At 57.1% G+C, this 23037-nt stretch carries 18 protein-coding genes; 7 read left to right on the top strand and 11 right to left on the bottom strand.

The features are described 5' to 3' along the window. Nucleotides 1–50: 50 nt before the first annotated feature. On the bottom strand, nt 51–1418 hold the full coding sequence (gene degQ / locus L6R44_RS13610; RefSeq protein ID WP_032642422.1) for a serine endoprotease DegQ: 1368 nt from the start codon (nt 1416–1418) through the stop codon (nt 51–53). 171 nt (nt 1419–1589) lie between these two features. Further along, nucleotides 1590–1988, bottom strand: a complete 399-nt coding sequence (gene zapG, locus L6R44_RS13605) for a Z-ring associated protein ZapG (RefSeq protein WP_010436126.1) — start codon at nt 1986–1988, stop codon at nt 1590–1592. A gap of 189 nt (nt 1989–2177) precedes the next feature. Here zapG and zapE point away from each other — a divergent pair, with 189 nt between their 5' ends. The 5 genes from zapE to sspB all read left to right on the top strand — a co-directional run bounded on the left by zapE (nt 2178) and on the right by sspB (nt 5884). Then, nucleotides 2178–3302 (top strand): cell division protein ZapE, encoded by a 1125-nt coding sequence (gene zapE / locus L6R44_RS13600; protein WP_032642420.1) that lies wholly within the window; start codon nt 2178–2180, stop codon nt 3300–3302. Nucleotides 3303–3594: 292 nt separating this feature from the next. Further along, nucleotides 3595–4023, top strand: coding sequence for a 50S ribosomal protein L13 (gene rplM / locus L6R44_RS13595; RefSeq protein WP_032642418.1), 429 nt, complete (start codon nt 3595–3597; stop codon nt 4021–4023). A 15-nt stretch (nt 4024–4038) separates the two neighbouring features. Then, the gene (gene rpsI, locus L6R44_RS13590; protein ID WP_003860436.1) at nt 4039–4431 is read left to right on the top strand and encodes a 30S ribosomal protein S9; all 393 of its coding nucleotides are present in this window, start codon (nt 4039–4041) and stop codon (nt 4429–4431) included. Nucleotides 4432–4739: 308 nt separating this feature from the next. Beyond that, nucleotides 4740–5378, top strand: coding sequence for a stringent starvation protein SspA (gene sspA / locus L6R44_RS13585; RefSeq protein ID WP_032642417.1), 639 nt, complete (start codon nt 4740–4742; stop codon nt 5376–5378). 5 nt (nt 5379–5383) lie between these two features. Further along, entirely contained in the window at nt 5384–5884 is a 501-nt protein-coding gene (gene sspB / locus L6R44_RS13580) for a ClpXP protease specificity-enhancing factor (protein WP_237424512.1), read from the top strand. A gap of 44 nt (nt 5885–5928) precedes the next feature. Here sspB and L6R44_RS13575 read toward each other — a convergent pair whose 3' ends face one another. The 4 genes from L6R44_RS13575 to gltB form a co-directional block, all read right to left on the bottom strand. Then, nucleotides 5929–6222 carry a hypothetical protein gene (locus L6R44_RS13575; protein ID WP_032642415.1) on the bottom strand — a complete coding sequence of 98 codons (294 nt, stop codon included), beginning with the start codon at nt 6220–6222 and terminating at the stop codon, nt 5929–5931. A 321-nt stretch (nt 6223–6543) separates the two neighbouring features. Beyond that, on the bottom strand, nt 6544–6768 hold the full coding sequence (locus tag L6R44_RS13570) for a hypothetical protein (RefSeq protein WP_237424511.1): 225 nt from the start codon (nt 6766–6768) through the stop codon (nt 6544–6546). A 271-nt stretch (nt 6769–7039) separates the two neighbouring features. Next, nucleotides 7040–8458: a glutamate synthase subunit GltD gene (gene gltD / locus L6R44_RS13565; RefSeq protein ID WP_237424510.1), complete on the bottom strand. Its 1419-nt coding sequence runs from the start codon at nt 8456–8458 to the stop codon at nt 7040–7042. A gap of 9 nt (nt 8459–8467) precedes the next feature. Then, nucleotides 8468–12928: a glutamate synthase large subunit gene (gene gltB / locus L6R44_RS13560; RefSeq protein WP_045890126.1), complete on the bottom strand. Its 4461-nt coding sequence runs from the start codon at nt 12926–12928 to the stop codon at nt 8468–8470. A gap of 687 nt (nt 12929–13615) precedes the next feature. Here gltB and L6R44_RS13555 point away from each other — a divergent pair. Next, nucleotides 13616–14557, top strand: coding sequence for a TIGR01212 family radical SAM protein (locus L6R44_RS13555; RefSeq protein WP_237424525.1), 942 nt, complete (start codon nt 13616–13618; stop codon nt 14555–14557). Here L6R44_RS13555 and L6R44_RS13550 read toward each other — a convergent pair. Beyond that, nucleotides 14537–16039: a helicase HerA-like C-terminal domain-containing protein gene (locus L6R44_RS13550; RefSeq protein ID WP_237424509.1), complete on the bottom strand. Its 1503-nt coding sequence runs from the start codon at nt 16037–16039 to the stop codon at nt 14537–14539. The genes L6R44_RS13555 and L6R44_RS13550 overlap by 21 nt on opposite strands. A 137-nt stretch (nt 16040–16176) precedes the next feature. On the opposite strand from L6R44_RS13550, the gene L6R44_RS13545 reads away from it, so the two are divergent. Beyond that, nucleotides 16177–17817: a dihydroxyacetone kinase subunit DhaK gene (locus L6R44_RS13545; protein WP_237424508.1), complete on the top strand. Its 1641-nt coding sequence runs from the start codon at nt 16177–16179 to the stop codon at nt 17815–17817. 43 nt (nt 17818–17860) lie between these two features. On the opposite strand, the gene ahr is transcribed toward L6R44_RS13545, so the two are convergent. The 4 genes from ahr to holC form a co-directional block, all read right to left on the bottom strand. After that, complete coding sequence (ahr, locus tag L6R44_RS13540) at nt 17861–18880, bottom strand: NADPH-dependent aldehyde reductase Ahr (RefSeq protein ID WP_237424507.1); 1020 nt, start codon at nt 18878–18880, stop codon at nt 17861–17863. Nucleotides 18881–18963: 83 nt separating this feature from the next. Further along, the gene (locus tag L6R44_RS13535) at nt 18964–19467 is read right to left on the bottom strand and encodes a GNAT family N-acetyltransferase (RefSeq protein WP_237424506.1); all 504 of its coding nucleotides are present in this window, start codon (nt 19465–19467) and stop codon (nt 18964–18966) included. A gap of 123 nt (nt 19468–19590) precedes the next feature. Beyond that, nucleotides 19591–22446, bottom strand: a complete 2856-nt coding sequence (locus L6R44_RS13530) for a valine--tRNA ligase (protein ID WP_237424505.1) — start codon at nt 22444–22446, stop codon at nt 19591–19593. After that, nucleotides 22446–22889, bottom strand: a complete 444-nt coding sequence (holC, locus tag L6R44_RS13525; RefSeq protein WP_008502815.1) for a DNA polymerase III subunit chi — start codon at nt 22887–22889, stop codon at nt 22446–22448. Before holC ends, L6R44_RS13530 begins: the two co-directional genes overlap by 1 nt. Nucleotides 22890–23037: the final 148 nt, after the last annotated feature.

Genomic DNA, 23037 nt, shown 5'->3' with positions numbered 1-23037 from the left:
ATGAGTTATCCGGACATCACACGCAGCGGCGATGTCCGGGTCGCAAATGCTTAGCGCAACAGAATATAGATAGATTCATTGCCACGCATGACCTGCAGGGCAATCACCGCCGGTTTACTCTCCAGCACCTTGCGCAGTTCGGCAATAGACTGCACGCGGTTGCGGTTTACGCCGACGATCACGTCATCCTGATGCAATCCGGCCTGGGCCGCAGGGCTGCTCTTTTCGACGGTGTCGATGCTAATGCCTTTCGTCCCGTCTTTCAGCTGCCCATCGCTCAGCGTCGCCCCCTGCAGCGCCGGGGCGATAAGCTCCGCGCTGGCAGAGGAGGAGGTGCTCTTGTCCAGCGTCACTTCAACGTCCAGCGGCTTGCCGTCACGGATCAGCCCCAGCTTCACTTTGGCACCGGGTTCGGTTGTGGCAATCCGCGAACGCAGTTCTGCAAAGCTGCTCAGCGGTTTGTCGTTCAGGCTGACGATCACGTCGCCCGATTTGATCCCCGCTTTTGCCGAACCGGAGTTAGGCAATACTTCGCTGACAAACGCCCCGCGCTGTACGTTGATGTTGAACGCCTTTGCGATATCCGCGCTCATCTCCATACCTTTAATGCCCAGCAGCCCGCGCTTGATTTCACCAAACTGGATCAGCTGCTGCGCCAGCGTTTTGGCCATATTGCTGGGGATAGCAAAGCCGATCCCGATACTGCCGCCGCCCGGGGCCAGAATCGCCGTGTTGATCCCAATCAGCTCGCCGTTAAGGTTAAGCAACGCCCCGCCGGAGTTCCCGCGGTTGATTGAGGCATCGGTCTGGATGAAGTTTTCCAGCCCTTCCAGATTGAGGCCGCTGCGGCCCAGCGCGGAGACGATGCCGGAGGTGGCGGTTTGCCCTAAGCCAAAGGGGTTACCCACGGCGACGGCAAAATCACCGACGCGCAGTTTGTCTGAATCCGCGATGGCAATCTGGGTGAGGTTGCTTGGGTTTTGCACCTGCAGCAGCGCGATGTCGCTCTGGTCGTCGCCGCCGATCAGTTTGGCATCAAATTCGCGGCCATCGTTCAGCTGGACGCTGATTTTATCGGCCTGGCTGATGACGTGATTGTTGGTCAGGATATAGCCTTTCGCCGCATCAATAATGACGCCAGAACCCAGGCCTTCAAACGGCTGAGCCTGCTGGTCGGGCGACTCATCGCCAAAATATTTTTTCAGTTCTTCGGGGACGCGTTGGCTTTGTACCGCGGTGCCCTCAACCTGAACGCTGACGACCGCAGGCAACACTTTTTCCAGCATTGGCGCGAGGCTTGGAATGGCCGCCTGGCCAGGCACCTGGGTGGGAATGGCGGCGAAGACAGGGACTGACGCCGAGAGAGATAACCCGACACTTAACGCGATAGCGCTCAACAGCTGGTTTTTTTTCTTCATCGATGTTGACTCTCGTAACCTGGAATAAAGGAAAAACGGCCCCAAAAACACGTTGATGTTATTGAATTTTAAACCGCTGAACAATGAAGTGTTTAACTAAATGATAGCTGGGGTCATCAAGAAAGGACGGGCGCACTCGCTGCGCCCGTAAAATAAATTCAGGTTGTGCGGTTAATCGCGTTTTGCACCACCGCGCAGCAGGCCGGACGCGCCATCGGAATAGTCGCGAGGCATCTGAACGGGTGCCTGATCGTTACCGGCTTCAGAATCCGCCAGACGGTTGCGGAACGGGTTGGTTTCCGCGGTCATTTCCGGCAGCAGGCTGCTGGAGCTTTTTGCCATATGTTGATAGAGCTGACGATAGTCGGTCGCCATGTTGTCCAGCAGCTCGGCGCTACGGGCAAAGTGGCTGACCAGCTCTTCACGATACTCTTCCAGCTCGGCTTTGTTCTTTTCCAGTTCGTACTGCAGTGACTGCTGCTGACGCAATTTGCGATTACCGAAACGCATGGCCACAGCACCGATGACGATGCCGACGACTAAACCGATTAGCGCATATTCCCAGGTCATGAACTTCTCCCGTTGTCTTGTTGTTCCGTAGGGTGTTGGCTCGGCTCCTGCCTGTGCCTGATAATGCCACTATAACCGCTATTTCTGCAGAAGTGGAATCCTGACGTATCATCGCGTAGTGTAGAACGGCCTTTTTTTCATCAGTCACGTCCGCTGGTGTGCGTTAATTGAAGGAATAACAATAAGATTATGCAAAACCTGTCCCCTGCATCGCGATATCAACTGGCCCTGAACGAGGGCACCCATCAGCCTGATGACGTTCAACGTGAGGCGGTAAACCGTCTGGAGATGATTTATCAGGAGCTCACGGCCAAACCCGCGGAAGCCGAACAGAACGGCGGGCTAAAGGCGGCGTTTGGGCGGTTGCTCGGTAAAAAAGCGCCAGTGGTTCACGCGCCTGCGCGCGGTTTATATATGTGGGGCGGGGTCGGTCGCGGAAAAACCTGGCTGATGGACATGTTCTACCAGAGCCTGCCTGGCGCACGTAAGCAGCGTCTGCACTTCCACCGCTTTATGCTGCGGGTGCATGAAGAGCTGACCGCGCTGCAGGGGCAAACCGATCCGCTGGAGATTGTGGCCGACAGGTTCAAGGCGGAAACGGACGTGCTCTGCTTCGATGAGTTTTTTGTGTCTGACATCACCGACGCCATGCTGTTAGGCGGCCTGATGAAAGCGCTATTTGCCCGCGGGATCGCGCTGGTGGCCACGTCGAATATTCCGCCGGATGAGCTGTACCGCAATGGCCTGCAGCGGGCACGCTTCCTGCCTGCCATCGACGCCATCAAGCAGCATTGTGACATCATGAACGTTGATGCCGGCGTCGATTATCGCCTGCGCACGCTGACCCAGGCGCACCTGTGGCTCTCGCCGTTAAATGCAGAGACCACCCGCGAGATGGATAAACTGTGGCTGGCGCTGGCGGGGGCAAAACGCGAGCGCGCCCCGGAGCTCGAGATTAACCATCGCCCGCTGCCGACGCTCGGCGTTGAAAACCAAACGCTGGCGGTCTCCTTTACGACGCTCTGCGTGGATGCCCGCAGCCAGCACGACTACATCGCGCTGTCGCGTCTGTTCCACACCGTGATGGTGCTGGACGTGCCGGTGATGACGAAGCTGATGGAGAGCGAGGCCCGCCGCTTCATTGCGCTGGTAGATGAGTTCTACGAGCGCCACGTTAAGCTGGTGGTGAGTGCGGAAGTGCCTTTATACGAGATTTACCAGGGCGAACGGCTGAAGTTTGAGTTCCAGCGCTGCCTGTCGCGCCTGCAGGAGATGCAGAGCGAGGAATACCTGAAGCTGGAGCATATGCCGTAATAAATGCCACCCTCTCCCTGTGGGAGAGGGGCTGGGGGTGAGGTCACCAGACCGCACGCAACCCACCCCCGAAAAACCCATTCCAAATCACATTTAAGGGTCGATCTTTGACCTCAACTTCTCTATAATCTTGCGACCCCACGTTACGAGAAGGTTTTTTTCCCGAAACTTTCTATGTGTCGGCATGTGCTATTCGAAGGGGTAGGTTTGCCGGACTTTGTCGTGTGAACCTCAACTGACTAAACGTTTGGGTGTTCACCAACGTGTAACTTATTATTTGGGTAAGCTTTTAATGAAAACTTTTACAGCTAAACCAGAAACCGTACAGCGCGACTGGTATGTTGTTGACGCGACCGGTAAAACTCTGGGCCGTCTGGCTACTGAACTGGCTCGTCGCCTGCGCGGTAAGCACAAAGCGGAATACACTCCGCACGTAGATACCGGTGATTACATCATCGTTCTGAACGCTGACAAAGTTGCTGTTACCGGCAACAAGCGTACTGACAAAGTGTACTATCACCACACCGGCCACATCGGTGGTATCAAACAAGCGACCTTTGAAGAGATGATTGCCCGCCGTCCTGAGCGTGTGATTGAAATCGCGGTTAAAGGCATGCTGCCAAAAGGCCCGCTGGGTCGTGCTATGTTCCGTAAACTGAAAGTTTACGCAGGCAACGAGCACAACCACGCGGCACAGCAACCGCAAGTTCTTGACATCTAATCGGGATTATAGGCAATGGCTGAAAATCAATACTACGGCACTGGTCGCCGCAAAAGTTCCGCAGCTCGCGTTTTCATCAAACCGGGCAGTGGTAAAATCGTAATCAACCAGCGTTCTCTGGAACAGTACTTCGGTCGCGAAACTGCCCGCATGGTAGTTCGCCAGCCGCTGGAACTGGTTGATATGGTAGAAAAACTGGATCTGTACATCACCGTTAAAGGTGGTGGTATCTCCGGTCAGGCAGGTGCGATCCGTCACGGTATCACCCGCGCTCTGATGGAGTACGACGAATCCCTGCGTTCTGAACTGCGTAAAGCTGGCTTCGTTACTCGTGACGCGCGTCAGGTTGAACGTAAGAAAGTGGGTCTGCGTAAAGCACGTCGTCGTCCACAGTTCTCCAAACGTTAATCCATTCTGCTTGCGCAGAACGATTGGCGAAAAACCCGCTTCGGCGGGTTTTTTTATGGATAATGCGCAGGTTATCCACAATATCCATGCCTGTATCTTCTCTTTTTCCACATTTCCAGAATCGCCTCACCACAAAGCCATCAAAATCTGGTAAACTATCATCCAATTTTCTGCCCAAATATCGGTGAATACTCGATTTTTGTTCGTTTCTTGAACAATGTGTCTTCTCTGGGATGGGCGATACAACATCTGGCTGGCCCCTGTTGGGCTGGTAGCAGTAAAAATTCTGAATATACCTGGAGGTTTTCATGGCTGTCGCTGCCAACAAACGTTCGGTAATGACGCTGTTTTCTGGTCCTACTGACATTTATAGCCATCAGGTTCGTATCGTGCTGGCCGAGAAGGGTGTCAGTTTTGAGATCGAGCATGTGGAAAAGGATAACCCGCCTCAGGATCTGATCGATCTCAACCCGAGCCAAAGCGTACCGACGCTGGTGGATCGCGAGCTGACCCTGTGGGAATCCCGTATCATTATGGAATATCTGGATGAGCGTTTCCCGCATCCGCCGCTGATGCCTGTCTATCCTGTTGCGCGTGGTGAAAGCCGCCTGTACATGCAGCGCATCGAAAAAGACTGGTATTCGTTGATGAACGTGATTATCAGCGGTTCCGCTTCTGAAGCTGACGCTGCGCGTAAGCAACTGCGTGAAGAGCTGCTGGCCATTGCCCCAGTGTTTGGTCAGAAACCGTTCTTCCTGAGCGATGAGTTCAGCCTGGTCGATTGCTACCTGGCACCGCTGCTGTGGCGTCTGCCAACCCTGGGCGTAGAGTTCAGCGGTCCTGGCGCGAAAGAGTTGAAGGGCTATATGACTCGCGTCTTTGAGCGCGACTCTTTCCTGGCATCCTTAACTGAACCGGAACGTGAAATGCGTCTCGGCCGAGGCTAATGACTGTGGAAATGTCACAGCTGACCCCACGCCGTCCGTATCTGCTGCGCGCCTTCTATGAATGGCTGCTGGATAACCAGCTCACGCCGCACCTGGTTGTGGATGTGACGTTGCCGGGCGTGCAGGTTCCTATGGAATACGCGCGTGACGGCCAAATCGTACTGAACATCGCCCCGCGTGCGGTGGGTAACCTGGAGCTGGCAAACGACGAGGTGCGCTTCAACGCGCGTTTCGGCGGCGTACCGCGCGTGGTCTCCGTACCGCTGGCAGCGGTGCTGGCGATCTACGCCCGTGAGAACGGTGCAGGTACCATGTTCGAGCCGGAAGCGGCGTATGATGAAGAGGTTGCCAGCCTGAATGATGACGAGTCGCCATCAGGTACTGAAAGTGAGACGGTGATGTCCATTATCGATGGAGATAAACCGGATCATGCTGATGACAACGATCCGGATGACGATCCACCGCCGCCCCGCGGTGGTCGCCCCGCATTACGCGTTGTTAAATAATCAAACAGGCCCATGGGGCCTGTTTTGCTTTCTGCTTATAGCGGTTAGCTGTTACGTTCCCGCCACTCTTTTATCATTTCAGCAGTGACTTCATTCTGGTAACAAATGGGTGAATAGCCGCCAGCTTTACTCCATGCACTGCGACGCCCGCAGGAACTGCCATTTCGTGCCTGATTAAAAGGGCAGGCGCAGACGCCGGGATAATCAGCGATAGACTCCGCAATAATTTTATCCTTAACCTGAGCATCGGAGAGCAGTTTGGTTTTGGCGACAGCATTACCGACGCTGAAAAACAAAATAGCAAAGAGTAGCCCGGTGACGATTTTATCGAATTTCATAACTTCATTTCCGTATGTAGTATCAATCTATCAGCGGCAAAGAGGTGCCGATGCAGGATCGCACAATATAGTTAAATAAGATTATTGTCGTTTCGTATTAGAGAATACAGCTATATCAAATTTGAATATTATTTTGAATATATATACAGGCGGTGAATGTTATTGTCGGTATAGACGGACATAAATCTCACCTATGCGGTTGTATTTTCTCTCTCAAAGTCATTCATGTTCAGAAACAGAATAAAAAGCCCCGAAGGGCTTTTAAATAGCGCACATTGAGGCTTTCATCCCAAGGAGTATTACAAAGCACATCTCATTGCCCTAGGGATATACACGGAACAGAGGCGGTTGATCTAAGTCCTTAAGATGGCGCTCGCGGGCGACATGGACCGCATAACCCTTTTCCAAAGCCCAATCGGCAGCCTTTTCCTGCGTTTTCTCTGTATGTATCTCTTCGCCGTCAACAATCACCACATGATGGATAACTTCTTCATCCTCACTCGTTGATTTAGGGCGATATTCTACATAGGCATGTTTTTTAGCCATTATTTTAAATCCCTTTTGTTTACGGCGCAGATATTACGCCGCTCTTCTATTACTCCGTTATATGAACTTATGCTTCAACACTTAATTATATTTTTATTGTGGATATACGATTGCGTTCACGATTTAAAGGCAATCACGGACCGTTGATAAAGGCTCACCATTTAATGGGGCGTAATAAATCTCAGCCTGATGGAATCAGTCTGAGATTAAATGAGGGAAAAATAAGAGGAGGTGAACATGCGGTGATGATAAACCGCATGTTCAGCCGGTATTACACTTCCAGGAAGTTCATGATCCCGTCAGCCGCCTTGCGCCCTTCGGCAATCGCCGTTACCACCAGGTCAGAGCCGCGAACGATATCGCCACCCGCGAAGATTTTCGGGTTGCTGGTCTGGAACGCGTTATCGCTGCCTTCTGGTGCGATAATACGGCCCTGTGAATCCAGCTCAACGCTGTGCTTCGCCAGCCACTCCATGCTGTGGGGACGGAAACCGAACGCCATCACCACGGCATCGGTCGGGATCACGTGCTCGGAGCCTGCGACAATCTCCGCGCGACGACGGCCTTTTGCATCCGGCGCACCCATCTCGGTACGCGCCATCTTCACGCCGCTCACTTTGCCGTTGGCATTCACTTCGATACCCAGAGGCTGGATGTTGAACTGGAACTCCACGCCCTCTTCACGCGCGTTTTTCACTTCGCGTTTGGATCCCGGCATGTTCTCTTCGTCGCGACGGTAGGCGCAGATCACGTGCGCCGCATTCTGACGAATAGAGGTACGCACGCAGTCCATCGCGGTATCACCCCCGCCCAGCACCACCACGCGTTTGCCTTCCATGCTGACGAACGGCTCGTCGGCGGTTTCGCCGTAGCCCATAATCTGCTTGGTGTTGGCAATCAGGAACGGCAGCGCGTCGTAGACGCCCGGCGCATCTTCATTCTCCAGACCGCCGCGCATGGACTGATAGGTGCCCACGCCGAGGAACACGGCGTCGTAATCCTTCAGCAGGTCGTCGAGCTGCACGTCGCGGCCCACTTCCACGTTCAGTTTGAACTCAATGCCCATGCCGGTGAAGATTTCACGGCGACGGGTCATGACCTCTTTCTCCAGCTTGAAGGCCGGGATACCGAAGGTCAGCAGACCGCCGATTTCCGGATGGCGGTCAAAGACCACCGCCTTCACGCCGTTGCGGGTCAGCACGTCCGCACAGGCCAGGCCCGCCGGGCCCGCGCCGATGATCGCCACGCGCTTGTCGGTTTGACGCACGCCGGTCATGTCCGGACGCCAGCCCATCTCAAACGCTTTATCGTTGATGTAGCGCTCGATGTTGCCGATGGTTACCGCGCCAAACTCGTCGTTCAGCGTACAGGAGCCTTCGCACAGACGGTCCTGAGGACACACGCGGCCGCACACTTCCGGCAGGGTGTTGGTCTGGTGAGACAGCTCGGCGGCTTCAAAAATACGCCCCTCGTTGGCCAGCTTCAGCCAGTTCGGGATGTAGTTGTGTACCGGGCATTTCCATTCGCAGTAAGGGTTACCGCAGGACAGGCAGCGGTCTGCCTGTGCTTTGGCCTGGCCTTCTGAAAACGGCTCGTAGATTTCAACAAATTCAATTTTGCGGATCTTCAGCGGTTTCTTTGGCGGATCAACACGCTGCAGGTCGATAAACTGGTATACGTTCTGGCTCATCTGAATTCCTTACTGCGCCTGCACGCGCAGCTCTGCTGCGCTACGACTACGGTGACCCAACAGGGCTTTAACATCGCTGGACTTCGGCTTAACCAGCGCGAATTTCGCAGAGAACGCCGGCCAGTTCGCCAGGATCTCTTCGCCGCGCGAAGAACCGGTATGCTGCACGTGTTCGGTAATCAAACCGCGCAGGTGTTCTTCATGGATAGCCAGCGTATCAACGTCCAGCACTTCCACCAGCTCCGGGTTCACGCGTTTGCGGAACTCACCGTCTTCGTCCAGGACGTAGGCAAAACCGCCCGTCATGCCTGCGCCAAAGTTCACGCCGGTTTTACCCAGGACGCACACGATCCCGCCCGTCATGTATTCACAGCCGTTATCGCCAATGCCTTCCACCACGGTAATGGCACCCGAGTTACGCACCGCAAAACGCTCGCCCGCGCGGCCCGCGGCGAACAGGCGACCGCCGGTCGCGCCGTACAGACAGGTGTTACCGATGATGCTCGCTTCGTGGCTGCGGAAGGCAGAGCCGACCGGAGGACGCACCGCCAGCAGACCGCCCGCCATGCCTTTGCCGACGTAGTCGTTGGCATCGCCGGTAAGGATAAGCTCAACGCCGCCTGCGTTCCACACGCCGAAGCTCTGACCCGCGGTACCGCTGAAGTGCGCGGTAATCGGATCGGCCGCCAGCCCCTGATCGCCGTGCGTTTGCGCGATGTAACCGGACAGCGACGCGCCGACGGAACGGTCGGTGTTGCGGATATCAAACCAGAACGTTTTGCTCTGCTTGTCGTCCACGTACGGTTTCGCCTGCTGCAGCAGCTGTGCGTTCAGCACGCCGTTATCGAACGGCGGGTTGTTCTCGGTGCAGTAAACCGCTTTGCCAGGATGCGGCTGCGCGGTCTCCAGCAGCTTAGACAGCTCCAGCTTCTGCTGCTTCGCCGTGAAGCCTTCCAGCTCTTTCAGCAGGTCGGTACGGCCAATCAGGTCTACCAGACGCTTCACGCCCAGCTGCGCCATCAGCTCGCGGGTTTCGCGGGCGATGAAGTCAAAGTAGTTAGTCACTTTGAACGGCAGGCCGTGATAGTGGTTCTTACGCAGCTTCTCGTCCTGGGTCGCAACGCCGGTTGCGCAGTTGTTCAGGTGGCAAATACGCAGGTATTTACAGCCGAGCGCCACCATCGGGCCGGTACCAAAGCCGAAGCTTTCCGCACCCAGAATCGCCGCCTTGATGATGTCGAGGCCGGTTTTCAGGCCGCCGTCCACCTGCAGGCGGATCTTGTGACGCAGACCGTTAGCCACCAGCGCCTGCTGGGTTTCCACCAGGCCCAGCTCCCACGGGCAGCCCGCGTATTTCACGGAGGAGAGCGGGCTTGCACCGGTGCCGCCGTCGTAGCCGGCAATGGTAATGAGGTCCGCATAGGCTTTCGCCACGCCGGTGGCGATGGTGCCGACGCCCGGTTCGGACACCAGCTTCACGGAGATCATCGCCTTCGGGTTGACCTGCTTCAGGTCGAAAATCAGCTGCGCCAGGTCCTCGATAGAGTAGATATCGTGGTGCGGCGGCGGGGAGATCAGCGTCACGCCCGGCACGGAATAGCGCAGTTTGGCGATGTACGGGGTAACTTTGTCACCCGGCAGCTGACCGCCTTCGCCCGGTTTCGCACCCTGAGCGACTTTAATCTGAATCACGTCGGCGTTAACCAGGTACGCTGGCGTCACGCCAAAGCGACCGGATGCCACCTGCTTGATACGAGACACTTTGTTCGTGCCGTAACGCGCCGGATCTTCACCGCCTTCGCCGGAGTTAGAGTTGCCGCCGATGCTGTTCATCGCTTCCGCCAGCGCTTCGTGGGCTTCCGGGCTCAGCGCGCCGATGGACATCGCCGCGGTATCGAAGCGTTTGAACAGTTCGGACGCAGGCTCAACGTCGTCAATGCTGACCGCTTCATCGCCCGGATTCAGGGCAATAAGGTCGCGCAGCGTCGCTGCAGGACGGTTATTCACCAGCTCAGCGTACTGCTGATAATCGCTATACTCGCCGCTCTGCACCGCCTGCTGCAGGGTGCGCACCACGTCCGGGTTGTAGGCGTGGTATTCGCCGCCGTGAACGTACTTCAGCAGCCCGCCCTGGTCCAGCGGCTTACGTGCCAGCCAGGCGCGTTTGGAGAGGTTCACCAGATCCTGCTGGAAGTCAGCAAAACCGGCGCCGCCGATGCGGCTGACCACGCCCTGGAAGCAGAGGTTGGCGACCTCGTCATGCAGCCCGACCGCTTCAAACAGCTTCGAGCAGCGGTAAGAGGCAATGGTCGAGATGCCCATTTTGGACATGATCTTGTACAGACCTTTGTTGATGCCGTTACGGTAGTTCAGCATCACCGCACGGTAGTCTTTATCGATCGCGCGGGTATCCACCAGACGGGCCAGCGTTTCGTAGGCCAGGTACGGGTAGATTGCCGTCGCGCCAAAGCCTAACAGCACGGCAAAGTGGTGCGGGTCGCGGGCGCTGGCGGTTTCAACAATGATGTTGGCGTCGCAGCGCAGGCTCTTATCAACCAGACGCGTCTGGATAGCGCCTACCGCCATCGGGGCCGGTACCGGCAGACGGTTTTTCGCGATATTACGGTCGGACAGCACCAGCAGAACGGTACCGTTACGTACCATCTGTTCGGCTTTGTCACACAGCGCATTCACCGTCTCTTCGAGGCTCGCGTCGTTCACGTCGAAGGTAATATCGAGCGTGTCGGCGCGGTAGTGCTCCTCTTTCATGGTGGTGAGCTGTTTGAAGTCAGAGTACAGCAGGATCGGCGACTTGAAGGTCAGACGGTGCGCCTGTCCTTCGGCTTCGCAGAAGACGTTCATCTCGCGACCGATGCTGGTGGCCAACGACATTACGTGCGCTTCACGCAGCGGGTCGATTGGCGGGTTGGTCACCTGCGCAAACTGCTGACGGAAGTAATCGTAAATGATGCGCGGCTGGCTGGAGAGCACGGCAAACGGGGTGTCATCGCCCATCGAGCCGACCGCTTCCTGGCCGTTCTCACCGAGCACGCGGATGACGGAGTCCAGCTCTTCCGCGCTGTAGTTAAACTGTTTCTGGTAGCTGGCGAGGGTGTCGTCGTCCAGCTCGCGGCTGCCCACTTCTTCGTCCGACAGATCCTCAAACGGCACCAGACGACGCACGTTTTTCTCCATCCACTCTTTGTACGGATGGCGGCTCTTCAGGTCGTGGTCGGTTTCGGCAGAGTGCAGGATGCGCCCACCGCGGGTGTCGATAACCATCAGCTCGCCCGGCCCTACGCGGCCTTTCTCGACCACTTCGTCAGGCTGGTAATCCCAGATCCCGACTTCAGAGGCGCAGGTGATGAGCTTGTCTTTGGTGATAACGTAGCGCGCCGGACGCAGGCCGTTACGGTCCAGGTTACAGGCGGCAAAGCGTCCGTCGGACATCACGATGCCCGCCGGGCCGTCCCACGGCTCCATGTGCATGGAGTTAAAGTCGAAGAACGCGCGCAGCTCAGGATCCATATCCGGGTTGTTCTGCCATGCCGGTGGAACCAGCAGACGCATGGCGCGCACGATGTCCATCCCGCCCGCCAGCAGCAGTTCCAGCATGTTGTCCATGGAGCTGGAGTCCGAGCCGGTTTCGTTCACGAACGGGGCGGCATCGTGCAGGTCAGGGATCAGCGGCGTCTGGAACTTATAGGTACGGGCGCGGGCCCACTGGCGGTTGCCGGTGATGGTGTTGATCTCGCCGTTGTGCGCCAGATAGCGGAACGGCTGCGCCAGCGGCCAGCGAGGTACGGTGTTAGTGGAGAAGCGCTGGTGGAACAGGCAAATGGCCGATTCCAGACGCAGGTCCGCCAGGTCCAGGTAAAAGCGCGGCAGGTCAGCCGGCATACACAGACCTTTATAGATGTTCACCAGGTTGGAGAGGCTACAGACGTAGAACTCTTTATCGTCCTGGAGGCGTTTTTCAATGCGGCGGCGGGCAATAAACAGGCGGCGTTCCATATCGCGTGGACGCCAGCCCGCAGGCGCGTTGACGAAAATCTGTTCAATACGAGGCAGCGAGGAGAGGGCGATTTCACCGAGCACCCCTTCGTTGGTTGGCACATTGCGCCAGCCGACAATCGACAGGGTTTCACGCTGAAGTTCTTCTTCGACGATGCGGCGTGAGGCGGCAGCCTTTTCAGGATCCTGGTTCAGGAACAGCATGCCGACAGCGTAGTTTTTGGCTAAACGCCAGCCGCGCTCTTCCGCCACGATGCGGAAGAAACGATCCGGTTTTTGCAGCAGCAGGCCGCAACCGTCGCCGGTTTTACCATCGGCAAGGATGGCGCCACGGTGCTGCATACGGGCCAGTGCGTGAATAGCGGTACGCACTACCTTGTGGCTAGGTTCGCCTTCTATGTGGGCGATCAGGCCGAAACCACAGTTATCCTTCTCAAGGGATTTATCGTACAACATATCAGTGAACCTCCCCAGGCTCGTCGGGCTTCTCTCTGAACTTTACCGTGGCGCACAGGCGCAGAAAGAGCATGGCGACGGGGTTTGCGCTTCATACGCGGACCTCGCATTCGCCCTCTTTTTCATCCTTTCGCGCAGGTAAACAAGTTTGAGGACTTGCTTCAGAGGGAATCTCAATTACTGCATAAATATGATGAGCAGGCCGCTCATCCAGAAAGCTTCCAGCGGATTTCCAACTTATCGGGAATTGGTACACAGGTCAAATGGCAATCTTATTTATACAAAAATGTGCTAAAGCAGGTATATGTAATTGTAAATAAAAGATATTTAAGTAGTTTCACAATGATTCAAAGCCCCTAAAGAGCGCAGCGGAGTGTGATCTGACTCACTATATGAAAGCGGTATTATCAATGTAGCGTGCTGAGTAGCGGTTTTATAGCAGAATAATAATCTGGCATTGGCTGCAAACCCGCATAAACCCACTGTTTTTCAGCGGTAGCGCTATAAATGAAAAAAACAATCAGAACATAAGGAAAAGTAATCACGTACGGCGTGAATGAAATTGCAGTAATCCTGATTATTTATTCATATAGATAAAGGCCGTCCAGGGCGATTGATCCAGGTCATCGCCGACAGAGGCTAAAAATGGCAGGCTTGTCCCCTTTCTCCGGGACGGTCTATCAGATTATGCAGTTACAGAAATTAGTCAATATGTTTGGTGGGGATCTTTTGCAGCGTTACGGGCAAAAGGTTCACAAGCTGACGCTGCACGGCGGTTTTAGCTGCCCGAATCGCGATGGCACCATCGGGCGCGGCGGCTGCACCTTCTGTAACGTTGCGTCCTTTGCTGACGAAGCCCAGCAGCATAACTCTATCGCTGAGCAGCTCGCCCACCAGGCCAGCCTGGTAAACCGCGCGAAGCAATATCTGGCCTATTTCCAGGCCTACACCAGCACCTGGGCGGAAGTGGAGGTGCTGCGTTCCATGTACCAGCAGGCGGTCAGCCAGGCTAACATCGTTGGGCTGTGCGTCGGCACGCGCCCGGACTGCGTGCCGGACGCGGTGCTGGACCTGCTCAGCGAGTACAAGGAGCAGGGCTACGAGATCTGGCTGGAGCTGGGCCTGCAGACCGCGCATGACAAAACCCTGCACCGCATCAACCGCGGCCATGATTTTGCCTGCTACCAGCGCACGACGCGGCTGGCCCGCGAGCGCGGGCTGAAGGTCTGTTCACATCTGATTGTCGGTCTGCCCGGCGAAGGCCAACAGCATGGTCTGGAAACGCTGGAAAGGGTGGTTGAAACCGGCGTGGACGGTATCAAGCTTCACCCGCTGCACATCGTGAAGGGCAGCATTATGGCGAAAGCCTGGGAGGCCGGGCGGTTGAGCGGTATCGAGCTTGAAGACTATACGGTCACGGCGGGTGAGATGATTCGCCACACGCCGCCGGACATTGTCTATCACCGCATTTCAGCCAGCGCTCGCCGTCCAACGCTCCTGGCACCGCTGTGGTGTGAGAACCGCTGGACGGGGATGGTGGAAATTGACCGCTATCTGCAGGAGAACGGCGTTCAGGGTTCGGCGCTGGGCCGCCCGTGGATTCCCCGTCTAGCGGCGACGACCGCCTAACAGACTCCCCAGCATGCCGCGCACGATCTGATTGGTGACCTGTCGCGCGGCGCTTTTTGCCATGGTCTGGACCACGCCGTCGCGCTTGCCGCCGCGCGGACCGGTGCTGCCGAACAGAATGTCTTTGAGCCCGCCGAGAATACCGTCATCCACGGCGACAGACTGCCCTTTCGCGGCAGGCGCATCCTGGGATTCCGTTGTCGCCTGCACGCCTTTTTGCAGCATTTCGAACGCGGACTCGCGATCCACCTCGTCTTCGTACTTCCCGTAAACCGGAGAGTGGTTGATCAGGCCGTTACGCTCGTCGTCGGTCACCGGCCCCATGCGCGAGCAGGGCGCGATTACCATGGCGCGTTCCACCACGGACGGGCTGCCCTTCGCATCAAGGAACGAGATCAGCGCTTCACCGGTGCCTAACCCCTGAATCGCCGCTTCGGTATCAAAGGCTGGATTGGCGCGCATGGTTTGCGCGGCGGCTTTTACCGCTTTCTGATCTTTCGGCGTAAAGGCGCGCAGGGCGTGCTGCACGCGGTTGCCGAGCTGGCCGAGCACGTTGTCAGGGATATCCGACGGGTTTTGCGAGACAAACCAGACGCCGACGCCTTTAGAGCGGATCAGGCGGATAACCTGTTCTATCTTATCCAGCAGGACCTGCGGTGCATCGTTGAACAGCAGGTGCGCTTCGTCAAAGAAGAACACCAGCTTCGGTTTTTCCAGATCGCCTGCTTCGGGTAGCTGTTCGTAGAGCTCGGAGAGCATCCACAGCAGGCTGGCGGCGTAGAGCTTTGGCATCTGGTAGAGCTTTTCCGCACTCAGAATGTTGATGATGCCCTTGCCGCTGCTGTCGGTGCGCATCCAGTCTTTGATATCCAGCATCGGCTCGCCGAAGAAGTGTTCGGCCCCTTGCTGCTCCAGGGTCAGCAACCCACGCTGAATGGCGCCCACCGAGGCGCTGCTGATATTGCCGTACTGGTTCTGGAAGGATTTAGCGTTATCGCCGATGTACTGCGTAATGGCGCGCAGATCTTTGAAATCAAGCAGCAGCAGCCCCTGGTCATCGGCAATGCGGAAGATAATATTCAGCACCCCGGACTGCACGTCGTTGAGGTTAAGCAGGCGGGCCAGCAGCAGCGGACCGAGATCGGAAACGGTGGCGCGCACCGGGTGGCCTTTTTCACCGAAGATGTCCCACACCACGACCGGGTTACCGTGCGGCGTCCAGTCCGTGATGCCGATATTCTTCAGCCGTTCGAGCAGTTTTTCAGAGGCCGTCCCCTCCTGAGCCACACCGGTTAAATCGCCTTTTACGTCAGCCATAAAGACCGGCACGCCGATCTCCGAAAGCGACTCCGCCAGCTTTTGCAGGGTGACGGTTTTCCCCGTCCCGGTCGCGCCGGTGATCAGGCCGTGGCGGTTCGCCATCCCGGGCAGTAGATACAGCTCTTTTTCCAGCGTCCGGGCAATTAACAGTGGTGTACTCATGATGCGCTTCCTCTCTTAGTCCTGGGTGGAGTATAGGCAACCTGATAGCAATTTGGTTGAGTAAATTCCTGACTTTGCGGCGCATTATCCAGCGCGGACTATGCTTTTGCATACGGTTCACAAAATAGTGGGAAACTATGTCCAGATTCTTCTTTAACGATCGCAAACAGCTGGTCAACGATGCCATTGAAGGCATACTCCTTTCTGCGCCACACGCCAATCTCGTCAAGCTTGATATCGATCCGGCCATCAGGATCGTCGCACGCGGTGACTGGGACAAAAGCCGCGTGGCGGTGATCTCCGGCGGCGGCTCGGGCCACGAGCCCGCACACGCCGGGTTTGTCGGCAAAGGGATGCTGACGGCGGCAGTGTGTGGCGATCTTTTTGCCTCGCCGAGCGTGGATGCGGTGCTGAACGCCATCGTCGCGGTCACGGGCGATCGCGGCTGTCTGCTGATCGTCAAAAACTACACCGGTGACCGCCTTAACTTCGGCCTGGCGGCTGAAAAGGCCAAACGCTACGGCCTGAAGGTGGAGATGGCGATCGTGGCGGACGATATCGCCCTGCCGGATAACAAACAGCCGCGCGGTATTGCCGGTACGGCACTGGTGCACAAGATCGCGGGCTATGCGGCGGAGCAGGGGAAATCGTTGAGTGAAGTGCGGGATATTGCGCAACAGGCCTGCGACAGCCTCTGGAGCCTGGGCGTGGCGATGCAAACGTGCAACCTGCCGGGCAGCGACGATGAAGAGGGGCGGATCAAGCAAGGCCACGTGGAGCTGGGGCTGGGCATTCACGGCGAGCCGGGGGCTTCCGTCGTGGATACGCAGAACAGCAAAGCCATTATCGATACGCTGGTGACGCCGTTACGCGCGCAGGCGGGAGAGGGGCGCTTTGCGGTGTTGATTAACAATCTCGGCGGCGTATCGGCGCTGGAGATGGCGTTATTGACCAAAGAGCTGGCGCATTCGGCGCTGAAGGAGAATATCGCGTACCTGATTGGCCCTGCGCCGCTGGTGAGCGCGCTGGACATGAAAGGCTTTTCGCTCACGCTGCTGAAGCTCAACGATTTCTTTGAAAAGGCGATTCATGCTGACGTCGAGACGCTGGGCTGGCAGAAGCCCGTCGCGTTTGCGCCGCTGCGCACCGTGGCGCATAGCGCTATTCACGATCGCGTGGAATATACCCCGTCTGACAACCCGCAGGTGCGCGCGTTTGTCTCCGCAGCGTCAACAACGCTGATCCAGCTGGAAAATCGCCTGAACGCGCTGGATGCCAAAGTGGGCGATGGCGATACCGGCTCCACCTTTGCGCAAGGGGCGCGGGATATTGCGCTGCGTCTGGAGGAGAACGCGCTTCCGCTTGATGATGTCTCTAAGCTTCTGCTGCTGGTGGGCGAACGGCTGGCGACGGTGATGGGCGGATCGAGCGGGGTGCTGATGTCGATCTTCTTTACGGCAGCCGGGCAAAAGCTCCACGATGGTCAGCCGCTACCCGAGGCCTTGCTCAGCGGGCTGGCGCAGATGAAGCAGTATGGCGGCGCGGATCTCGGCGATCGCACCCTGATCGACGCGCTGCAGCCGGCGCTTGAAGCATTGAAGGATGGCGATATTCAGGCGGCAGCGCAGGCCGCGCAGCAGGGCGCAGAAGCAACGGCGAAAATGGCGAAAGCCGGCGCGGGACGCTCGTCGTATGTCAATAAAGAGAACCTGGATGGCGTGATGGATCCGGGGGCGGTCGCGGTAGCTGAAGTCTTTAACGTATTGGCGCAGCGGTGAAAGTAGGCCGGGTAAGGCGAAGCCGCCACCCGGCACAGTTACATCAGAAATCCGCTTTCAACACCACGCGGTAGCGGGCTTTGCCGTCACGCACGTGCTGGATTGCTTCGTTGATTTTCGACATCGGATACAGTTCGGTGGTCGGCGCCACTTTGGTGCGTCCGGCAAACTTCATCAGCTTGCGCAACTCGTACGGCGTACCGGTCGCGGAGCCTGACACGCTGCGATCCCCGCCGATCAGGGTAAACGCCGGAACCGGCAGCGGCTTCATTACGGCACCGACGGTGTGGAAGTTACCGCCGTAGGCCAGCGCTTCAAAGTACGGCTGCCAGTCGAGATCCACGTTCACGGTGTTGATGATCAGGTCAAACTGCCCGGCCAGCGCGTTCAGCGCGTCCGGATCACGGCTGTTCACCACTTTATCTGCACCCATCGCCAGCACTTCTTTCTCTTTCGCCGGGTTCGAGCTGAACGCCGTGACTTCACAGCCCATCGCGTGCAGCAGCTTGATGGCAATATGCCCCAGACCGCCGATACCGATGACGCCTACGCGGCTGGTGGCGGTGACGTGATGCATCAGCAGCGGTTTGAAGACGGTGATGCCGCCGCACAGCAGCGGACCGGCGGATTCGATATCAATGCTGTCCGGGAGCGGGATAACCCATTGCCAGTCGGCGCGCAGTTTGTCGGCGAAACCGCCTTTGTTCATAATGGTGGGAACGGCGCCTTCGAGGCAGTTGATCTGGTTGCCGCTGATACAGGCATCGCAGTGGCCGCAGCTGCGTGCCGTCCAGCCAATCCCCACGCGCTGGCCCACTTTAAGCCCTTTGTCCTGCGCGGCGCTACCGAGCGCCACGACGCGGCCAATGACTTCGTGCCCGGCAATCAGCGGATAGTTGGAGAAGCCCCATTCGTTGTCGATCATAGAGAGATCCGAGTGGCAGATCCCGCAGTAATCAACCTGTACTTCGACGTCTTCTGCTTTTAGTTCGCCCGCATCGTACTCGTACAGCTCAAGTTCTGCACCCGCCTGCGGTGCGGCGTAGCTTTTTATCTTCGACATCGTGTTTCCCCCGTTGTGGTGTGAACTGAGAGTGTAGAGCATTCAGTTTACGGCCGCTTAACAGAAGGGGGCAGGAACGAAATTTACAGACTTTTCAGCATTCTCACTTCGCAGTCGACGTGGCCCGTGCAGCCCAGCGGCGCATCGATATGCTCAAAGCCAAGATGTTCATACAGGCCGATGGCCTCTTTGAGGAAGGCGGTTGTTTCAAGGTAGCAGCGGGTAAAACCCTGCTTGCGCGCGTGGTCCAGTGCGATCAGCGCCAGCTTTTTCGCCAGTCCTTGCCCGCGCGCCGCTGGCAGGAAATACATTTTCTGCAGTTCGCAGATATCCGGCTCGCTGCAGCTGAGGGGCGCCACGCCGCCGCCGCCGACAACCTGGCCGTTTTGCTCGATGACCCAGTAGGCGTGCCCAGGCTGGCTGTAGAGCTGGAAAAGCGCGTCCAGATTGGGATCTGCAACCGTGTAGCCTTTGTCAGCCGTCAGGCCATATTCGGCAGAAACGGTGCGGATAACGGCGGCGATAGCCGGGTTATCCTGCTCAGCGATCCGGCGCATCGTCGTCGCGACGGGGATAATCACGCTCATAGCATTACTCATTACAAAAATTGACACATAACTGCTGTTAATAGCACCGCAGAAAGGGGAGTGCAAGCGAGGAGTTTTCAGGAAGGTTACCCCTTACGCCCTGAAGCGTAAGGGGTAAAAGCATTACAGCGCGGCGATAACCGCCTGCTGCTCAATCAGCTTGGTCTTCGCATCGGCGAAGGCAACCAGACGCTCACGCTCTTTCGCGATGACCGCTTCCGGCGCGCGGGCGACAAAGCCTTCGTTCGCCAGCTTGCCTTCGATTTTGCCAATTTCCACGTCGACTTTCGCCACTTCTTTCGCCAGACGAGCCAGCTCAGCGTCTTTGTCGATCAGACCTGCCATCGGGATCAGCAGCTCGGCGCCGTCGATGATTTTGGTCACGGAAACCGGACCTTTGTCATCCGCAGGCAGCACGGTGATGCTTTCCAGGCGCGCCATGGTCTTGAGGAAGGTGTTGTTCTCGGTGACACGGCGAACAGCCGCTTCGCTGCAGCCGCGCAGCAGCAGTTCCAGCGGTTTGCCAGGAGCGATGTTCATTTCAGCACGAATGTTACGCACCGCCACAATCGCCTGTTTCAGCCACTCGGTATCCGCGGACGCCGCTTCATCAACTTTAGCCGCATCGAATTCCGGGAACGGCTGCAGCATGATGGTGTCAGCGTTGATGCCTGCAATCACCTTCACGCGCTGCCAGATGGTTTCGGTGATAAATGGAATGACCGGATGCGCCAGGCGCAGCAGACCTTCAAGCACGGTAATCAGCGTGTTGCGCGTGCCGCGCAGCTCTGCCTCAGTGCCGCCGTTCATGACCGGCTTCGCCAGCTCCAGATACCAGTCGCAGAACTGGTTCCAGGTGAATTCATACAGGATGCCCGCCGCGATATCGAAGCGGTAGCTGTCCAGCGCCTCGCGGAACGCTTTCACCGTCTGGTTGAATTCCGCCAGGATCCAGCGGTCCGCCAGAGACAGGGTCATTTCGCCGCCGTTGAAGCCGCAATCCTGATCTTCGGTGTTCATCAGCACGAAGCGGCTGGCGTTCCACAGCTTGTTACAGAAGTTACGGTAACCTTCCAGACGCTTCATGTCCCAGTTGATGTCGCGGCCGGTTGAGGCCAGCGCCGCCAGGGTAAAGCGCAGGGCGTCGGTACCGTGAGACTCGATCCCGTTCGGGAACTGCTTCTCGGTGCGCTTGCGGATTTTCTCTGCCAGCTGCGGCTGCATCATGTTGCCGGTACGTTTTTCCAGCAGGTCTTCCAGCGAGATACCGTCAACCATGTCCAGCGGGTCGATAACGTTACCCTTGGATTTGGACATCTTCTGGCCTTCATCGTCGCGGATCAGACCGGTCATGTAGACGGTATGGAATGGAACCTGCGGCTTGCCGTCTTCGTCTTTGATGAAGTGCATGGTCATCATGATCATGCGGGCGATCCAGAAGAAGATAATGTCGAAACCGGACACCATCACGCTGGTCGGGTGGAACTGACGCAGCGCGTCGGTGTTCTCAGGCCAGCCGAGGGTGGAGAAGGTCCACAGCGCGGAGGAGAACCAGGTGTCCAGGACGTCTTCGTCCTGACGCAGCGCAACGTCCGCGCTCAGGTTGTTTTCCTGACGCACTTCGTCTTCGCTGCGGCCAACATAAACGTTGCCTTCGTTGTCGTACCAGGCCGGGATACGGTGACCCCACCACAGCTGACGGGAGATACACCAGTCCTGAATGTCGCGCATCCAGGAGAAGTACATGTTTTCGTACTGCTTAGGCACGAACTGAATACTGCCGTTTTCAACCGCTTCCACCGCCGGTTTTGCCAGCACGTCGGCACGGACGTACCACTGGTCGGTCAGCATCGGCTCGATCACTACGCCACCGCGGTCGCCGTACGGCACGGTCAGATCGTGAGGTTTAATCTCTTCCAGCAGGCCGAGGGCGTCAACGGCAGCCACGATGGCTTTACGCGCGGCAAAACGTTCCAGCTTCTGGAACTCCGCCGGGATGTCGCTGGAGTAAACGTCGGATTCGTTGCCTTTGGTGTCGTACACCTCTGCGCTTTCGCGGATATCGCCGTCGAAGGTCAGAATGTTGATCATCGGCAGAGCGTGACGACGACCCACTTCATAGTCGTTGAAGTCGTGGGCCGGGGTGATTTTCACGCAGCCGGTGCCTTTTTCCATGTCGGCGTGTTCGTCGCCCACAATCGGAATACGGCGGTTTACCAGCGGCAGCACCACGAATTTGCCGATCAGATCTTTATAACGCGGATCTTCCGGGTTAACGGCCACGCCGGTATCGCCCAGCAGGGTTTCCGGACGGGTGGTTGCGACCACCAGATAATCTTTACCGTCTGCGGTTTTTGCGCCGTCGGCCAGCGGATAGCGGATGTGCCACATGGAGCCTTTAGACTCGCGGTTTTCCACTTCCAGGTCAGAGATGGCGGTGCGCAGTTTTGGATCCCAGTTGACCAGGCGTTTGCCACGGTAAATCAGGTCTTCTTTGTACAGGCGGACGAAAACTTCTTTTACGGCGTTGGACAGGCCTTCATCCATGGTGAAGCGCTCGCGCTCCCAGTCCACGGAGTTGCCGAGGCGGCGCATCTGACGGGTAATGGTGCCGCCGGATTCCGCTTTCCACTGCCAGATTTTGTCGATAAAGGCGTCGCGACCGTAGTCGTGGCGGGTTTTACCTTCTTCAGCGGCAATTTTACGCTCAACCACCATCTGGGTCGCGATACCCGCGTGGTCCGTCCCCGCCTGCCACAGGGTGTTTTTGCCCTGCATGCGCTGGTAGCGGATCATGGTGTCCATGATGGTCTGCTGGAAAGCATGACCCATATGCAAACTGCCGGTGACGTTCGGCGGCGGGATCATGATGCAGAAGGACTCTTTGCTTTCGTCGCCGTTAGGCTTGAAATAGCCCTGCTGTTCCCAGTGCTCGTAAAGCGGCTGTTCGATATCGCGTGGGTTATATGTCTTTTCCATTATTTCCAGGTTGCCGTATTCAGGTTAAAACCAGCCAGGCGGTACGCTTTATAGCGTTCGCGCGCCAGTTGTTTCAAAGATTCTTCGTAAGGGACAAAGTCTACCACTTCTGTGAAAGCGGTGGCAAAATCTGCAAAATCTATCCGCAGGCTAATCAGAATATCGCGCGCGCTGCTGTTGCGCTTTTGCGGCCAGGCAATTTCAACCGGTGCGCCACCGCGCGGACCTTCGCCCGACAGGTTATGCGGCACAAAACTCTCCGGCGGGCGCGCCCACAGCGCTTCATCGAGACGAATCGCCTGCTGCTCATCTTCACAGGCTATCAACACGCGTTTGCCTGCGCGCCAACGTTCTGCGGCAATTTCACACACCAGCTGTTCGACGGCGCTGAGGCCATCCTGATGGGTGTCGTTGTCCAGAAGGTAGAACGTTGCATTCTTCATATATGGGGCTTCTTGTCGTGGATTTAAATGCAAAGCCGGGTGGCCGGTTGGGTTACCCCCCCCAGGGGTTGGTTGCGGTTTTGCCGGGGGAGGGGAGCCGCCCCCCCCCCCGGTTAAAAAAAAGTGGCGCGGTATAACCCCCCCCGGG

This window comes from Enterobacter cloacae complex sp. ECC445 (assembly GCF_021892025.1).
In the GTDB taxonomy this organism is placed as follows: domain Bacteria; phylum Pseudomonadota; class Gammaproteobacteria; order Enterobacterales; family Enterobacteriaceae; genus Enterobacter; species Enterobacter chengduensis.
Note: the sequence above shows the minus strand (reverse complement) of the source record. Positions and strands in the feature narration are given on the sequence as shown.

Excerpts from the sequence above, each read along its gene's own strand:
- gltD (WP_237424510.1), bottom strand. The coding sequence starts at position 8,458 with ATGAGCCAGAACGTATACCAGTTTATCGACCTGCAGCGTGTTGATCCG.
- ahr (WP_237424507.1), bottom strand. The coding sequence starts at position 18,880 with ATGTCGAAGATAAAAAGCTACGCCGCACCGCAGGCGGGTGCAGAACTT.
- rpsI (WP_003860436.1), top strand. The coding sequence starts at position 4,039 with ATGGCTGAAAATCAATACTACGGCACTGGTCGCCGCAAAAGTTCCGCA.
- L6R44_RS13530 (WP_237424505.1), bottom strand. The coding sequence starts at position 22,446 with ATGGAAAAGACATATAACCCACGCGATATCGAACAGCCGCTTTACGAG.
- degQ (WP_032642422.1), bottom strand. The coding sequence starts at position 1,418 with ATGAAGAAAAAAAACCAGCTGTTGAGCGCTATCGCGTTAAGTGTCGGG.
- L6R44_RS13545 (WP_237424508.1), top strand. The coding sequence starts at position 16,177 with ATGTCCAGATTCTTCTTTAACGATCGCAAACAGCTGGTCAACGATGCC.
- zapE (WP_032642420.1), top strand. The coding sequence starts at position 2,178 with ATGCAAAACCTGTCCCCTGCATCGCGATATCAACTGGCCCTGAACGAG.
- gltB (WP_045890126.1), bottom strand. The coding sequence starts at position 12,928 with ATGTTGTACGATAAATCCCTTGAGAAGGATAACTGTGGTTTCGGCCTG.
- sspA (WP_032642417.1), top strand. The coding sequence starts at position 4,740 with ATGGCTGTCGCTGCCAACAAACGTTCGGTAATGACGCTGTTTTCTGGT.
- rplM (WP_032642418.1), top strand. The coding sequence starts at position 3,595 with ATGAAAACTTTTACAGCTAAACCAGAAACCGTACAGCGCGACTGGTAT.
- L6R44_RS13555 (WP_237424525.1), top strand. The coding sequence starts at position 13,616 with ATGCAGTTACAGAAATTAGTCAATATGTTTGGTGGGGATCTTTTGCAG.
- holC (WP_008502815.1), bottom strand. The coding sequence starts at position 22,889 with ATGAAGAATGCAACGTTCTACCTTCTGGACAACGACACCCATCAGGAT.
- L6R44_RS13535 (WP_237424506.1), bottom strand. The coding sequence starts at position 19,467 with ATGAGCGTGATTATCCCCGTCGCGACGACGATGCGCCGGATCGCTGAG.
- L6R44_RS13570 (WP_237424511.1), bottom strand. The coding sequence starts at position 6,768 with ATGGCTAAAAAACATGCCTATGTAGAATATCGCCCTAAATCAACGAGT.
- L6R44_RS13550 (WP_237424509.1), bottom strand. The coding sequence starts at position 16,039 with ATGAGTACACCACTGTTAATTGCCCGGACGCTGGAAAAAGAGCTGTAT.
- zapG (WP_010436126.1), bottom strand. The coding sequence starts at position 1,988 with ATGACCTGGGAATATGCGCTAATCGGTTTAGTCGTCGGCATCGTCATC.
- L6R44_RS13575 (WP_032642415.1), bottom strand. The coding sequence starts at position 6,222 with ATGAAATTCGATAAAATCGTCACCGGGCTACTCTTTGCTATTTTGTTT.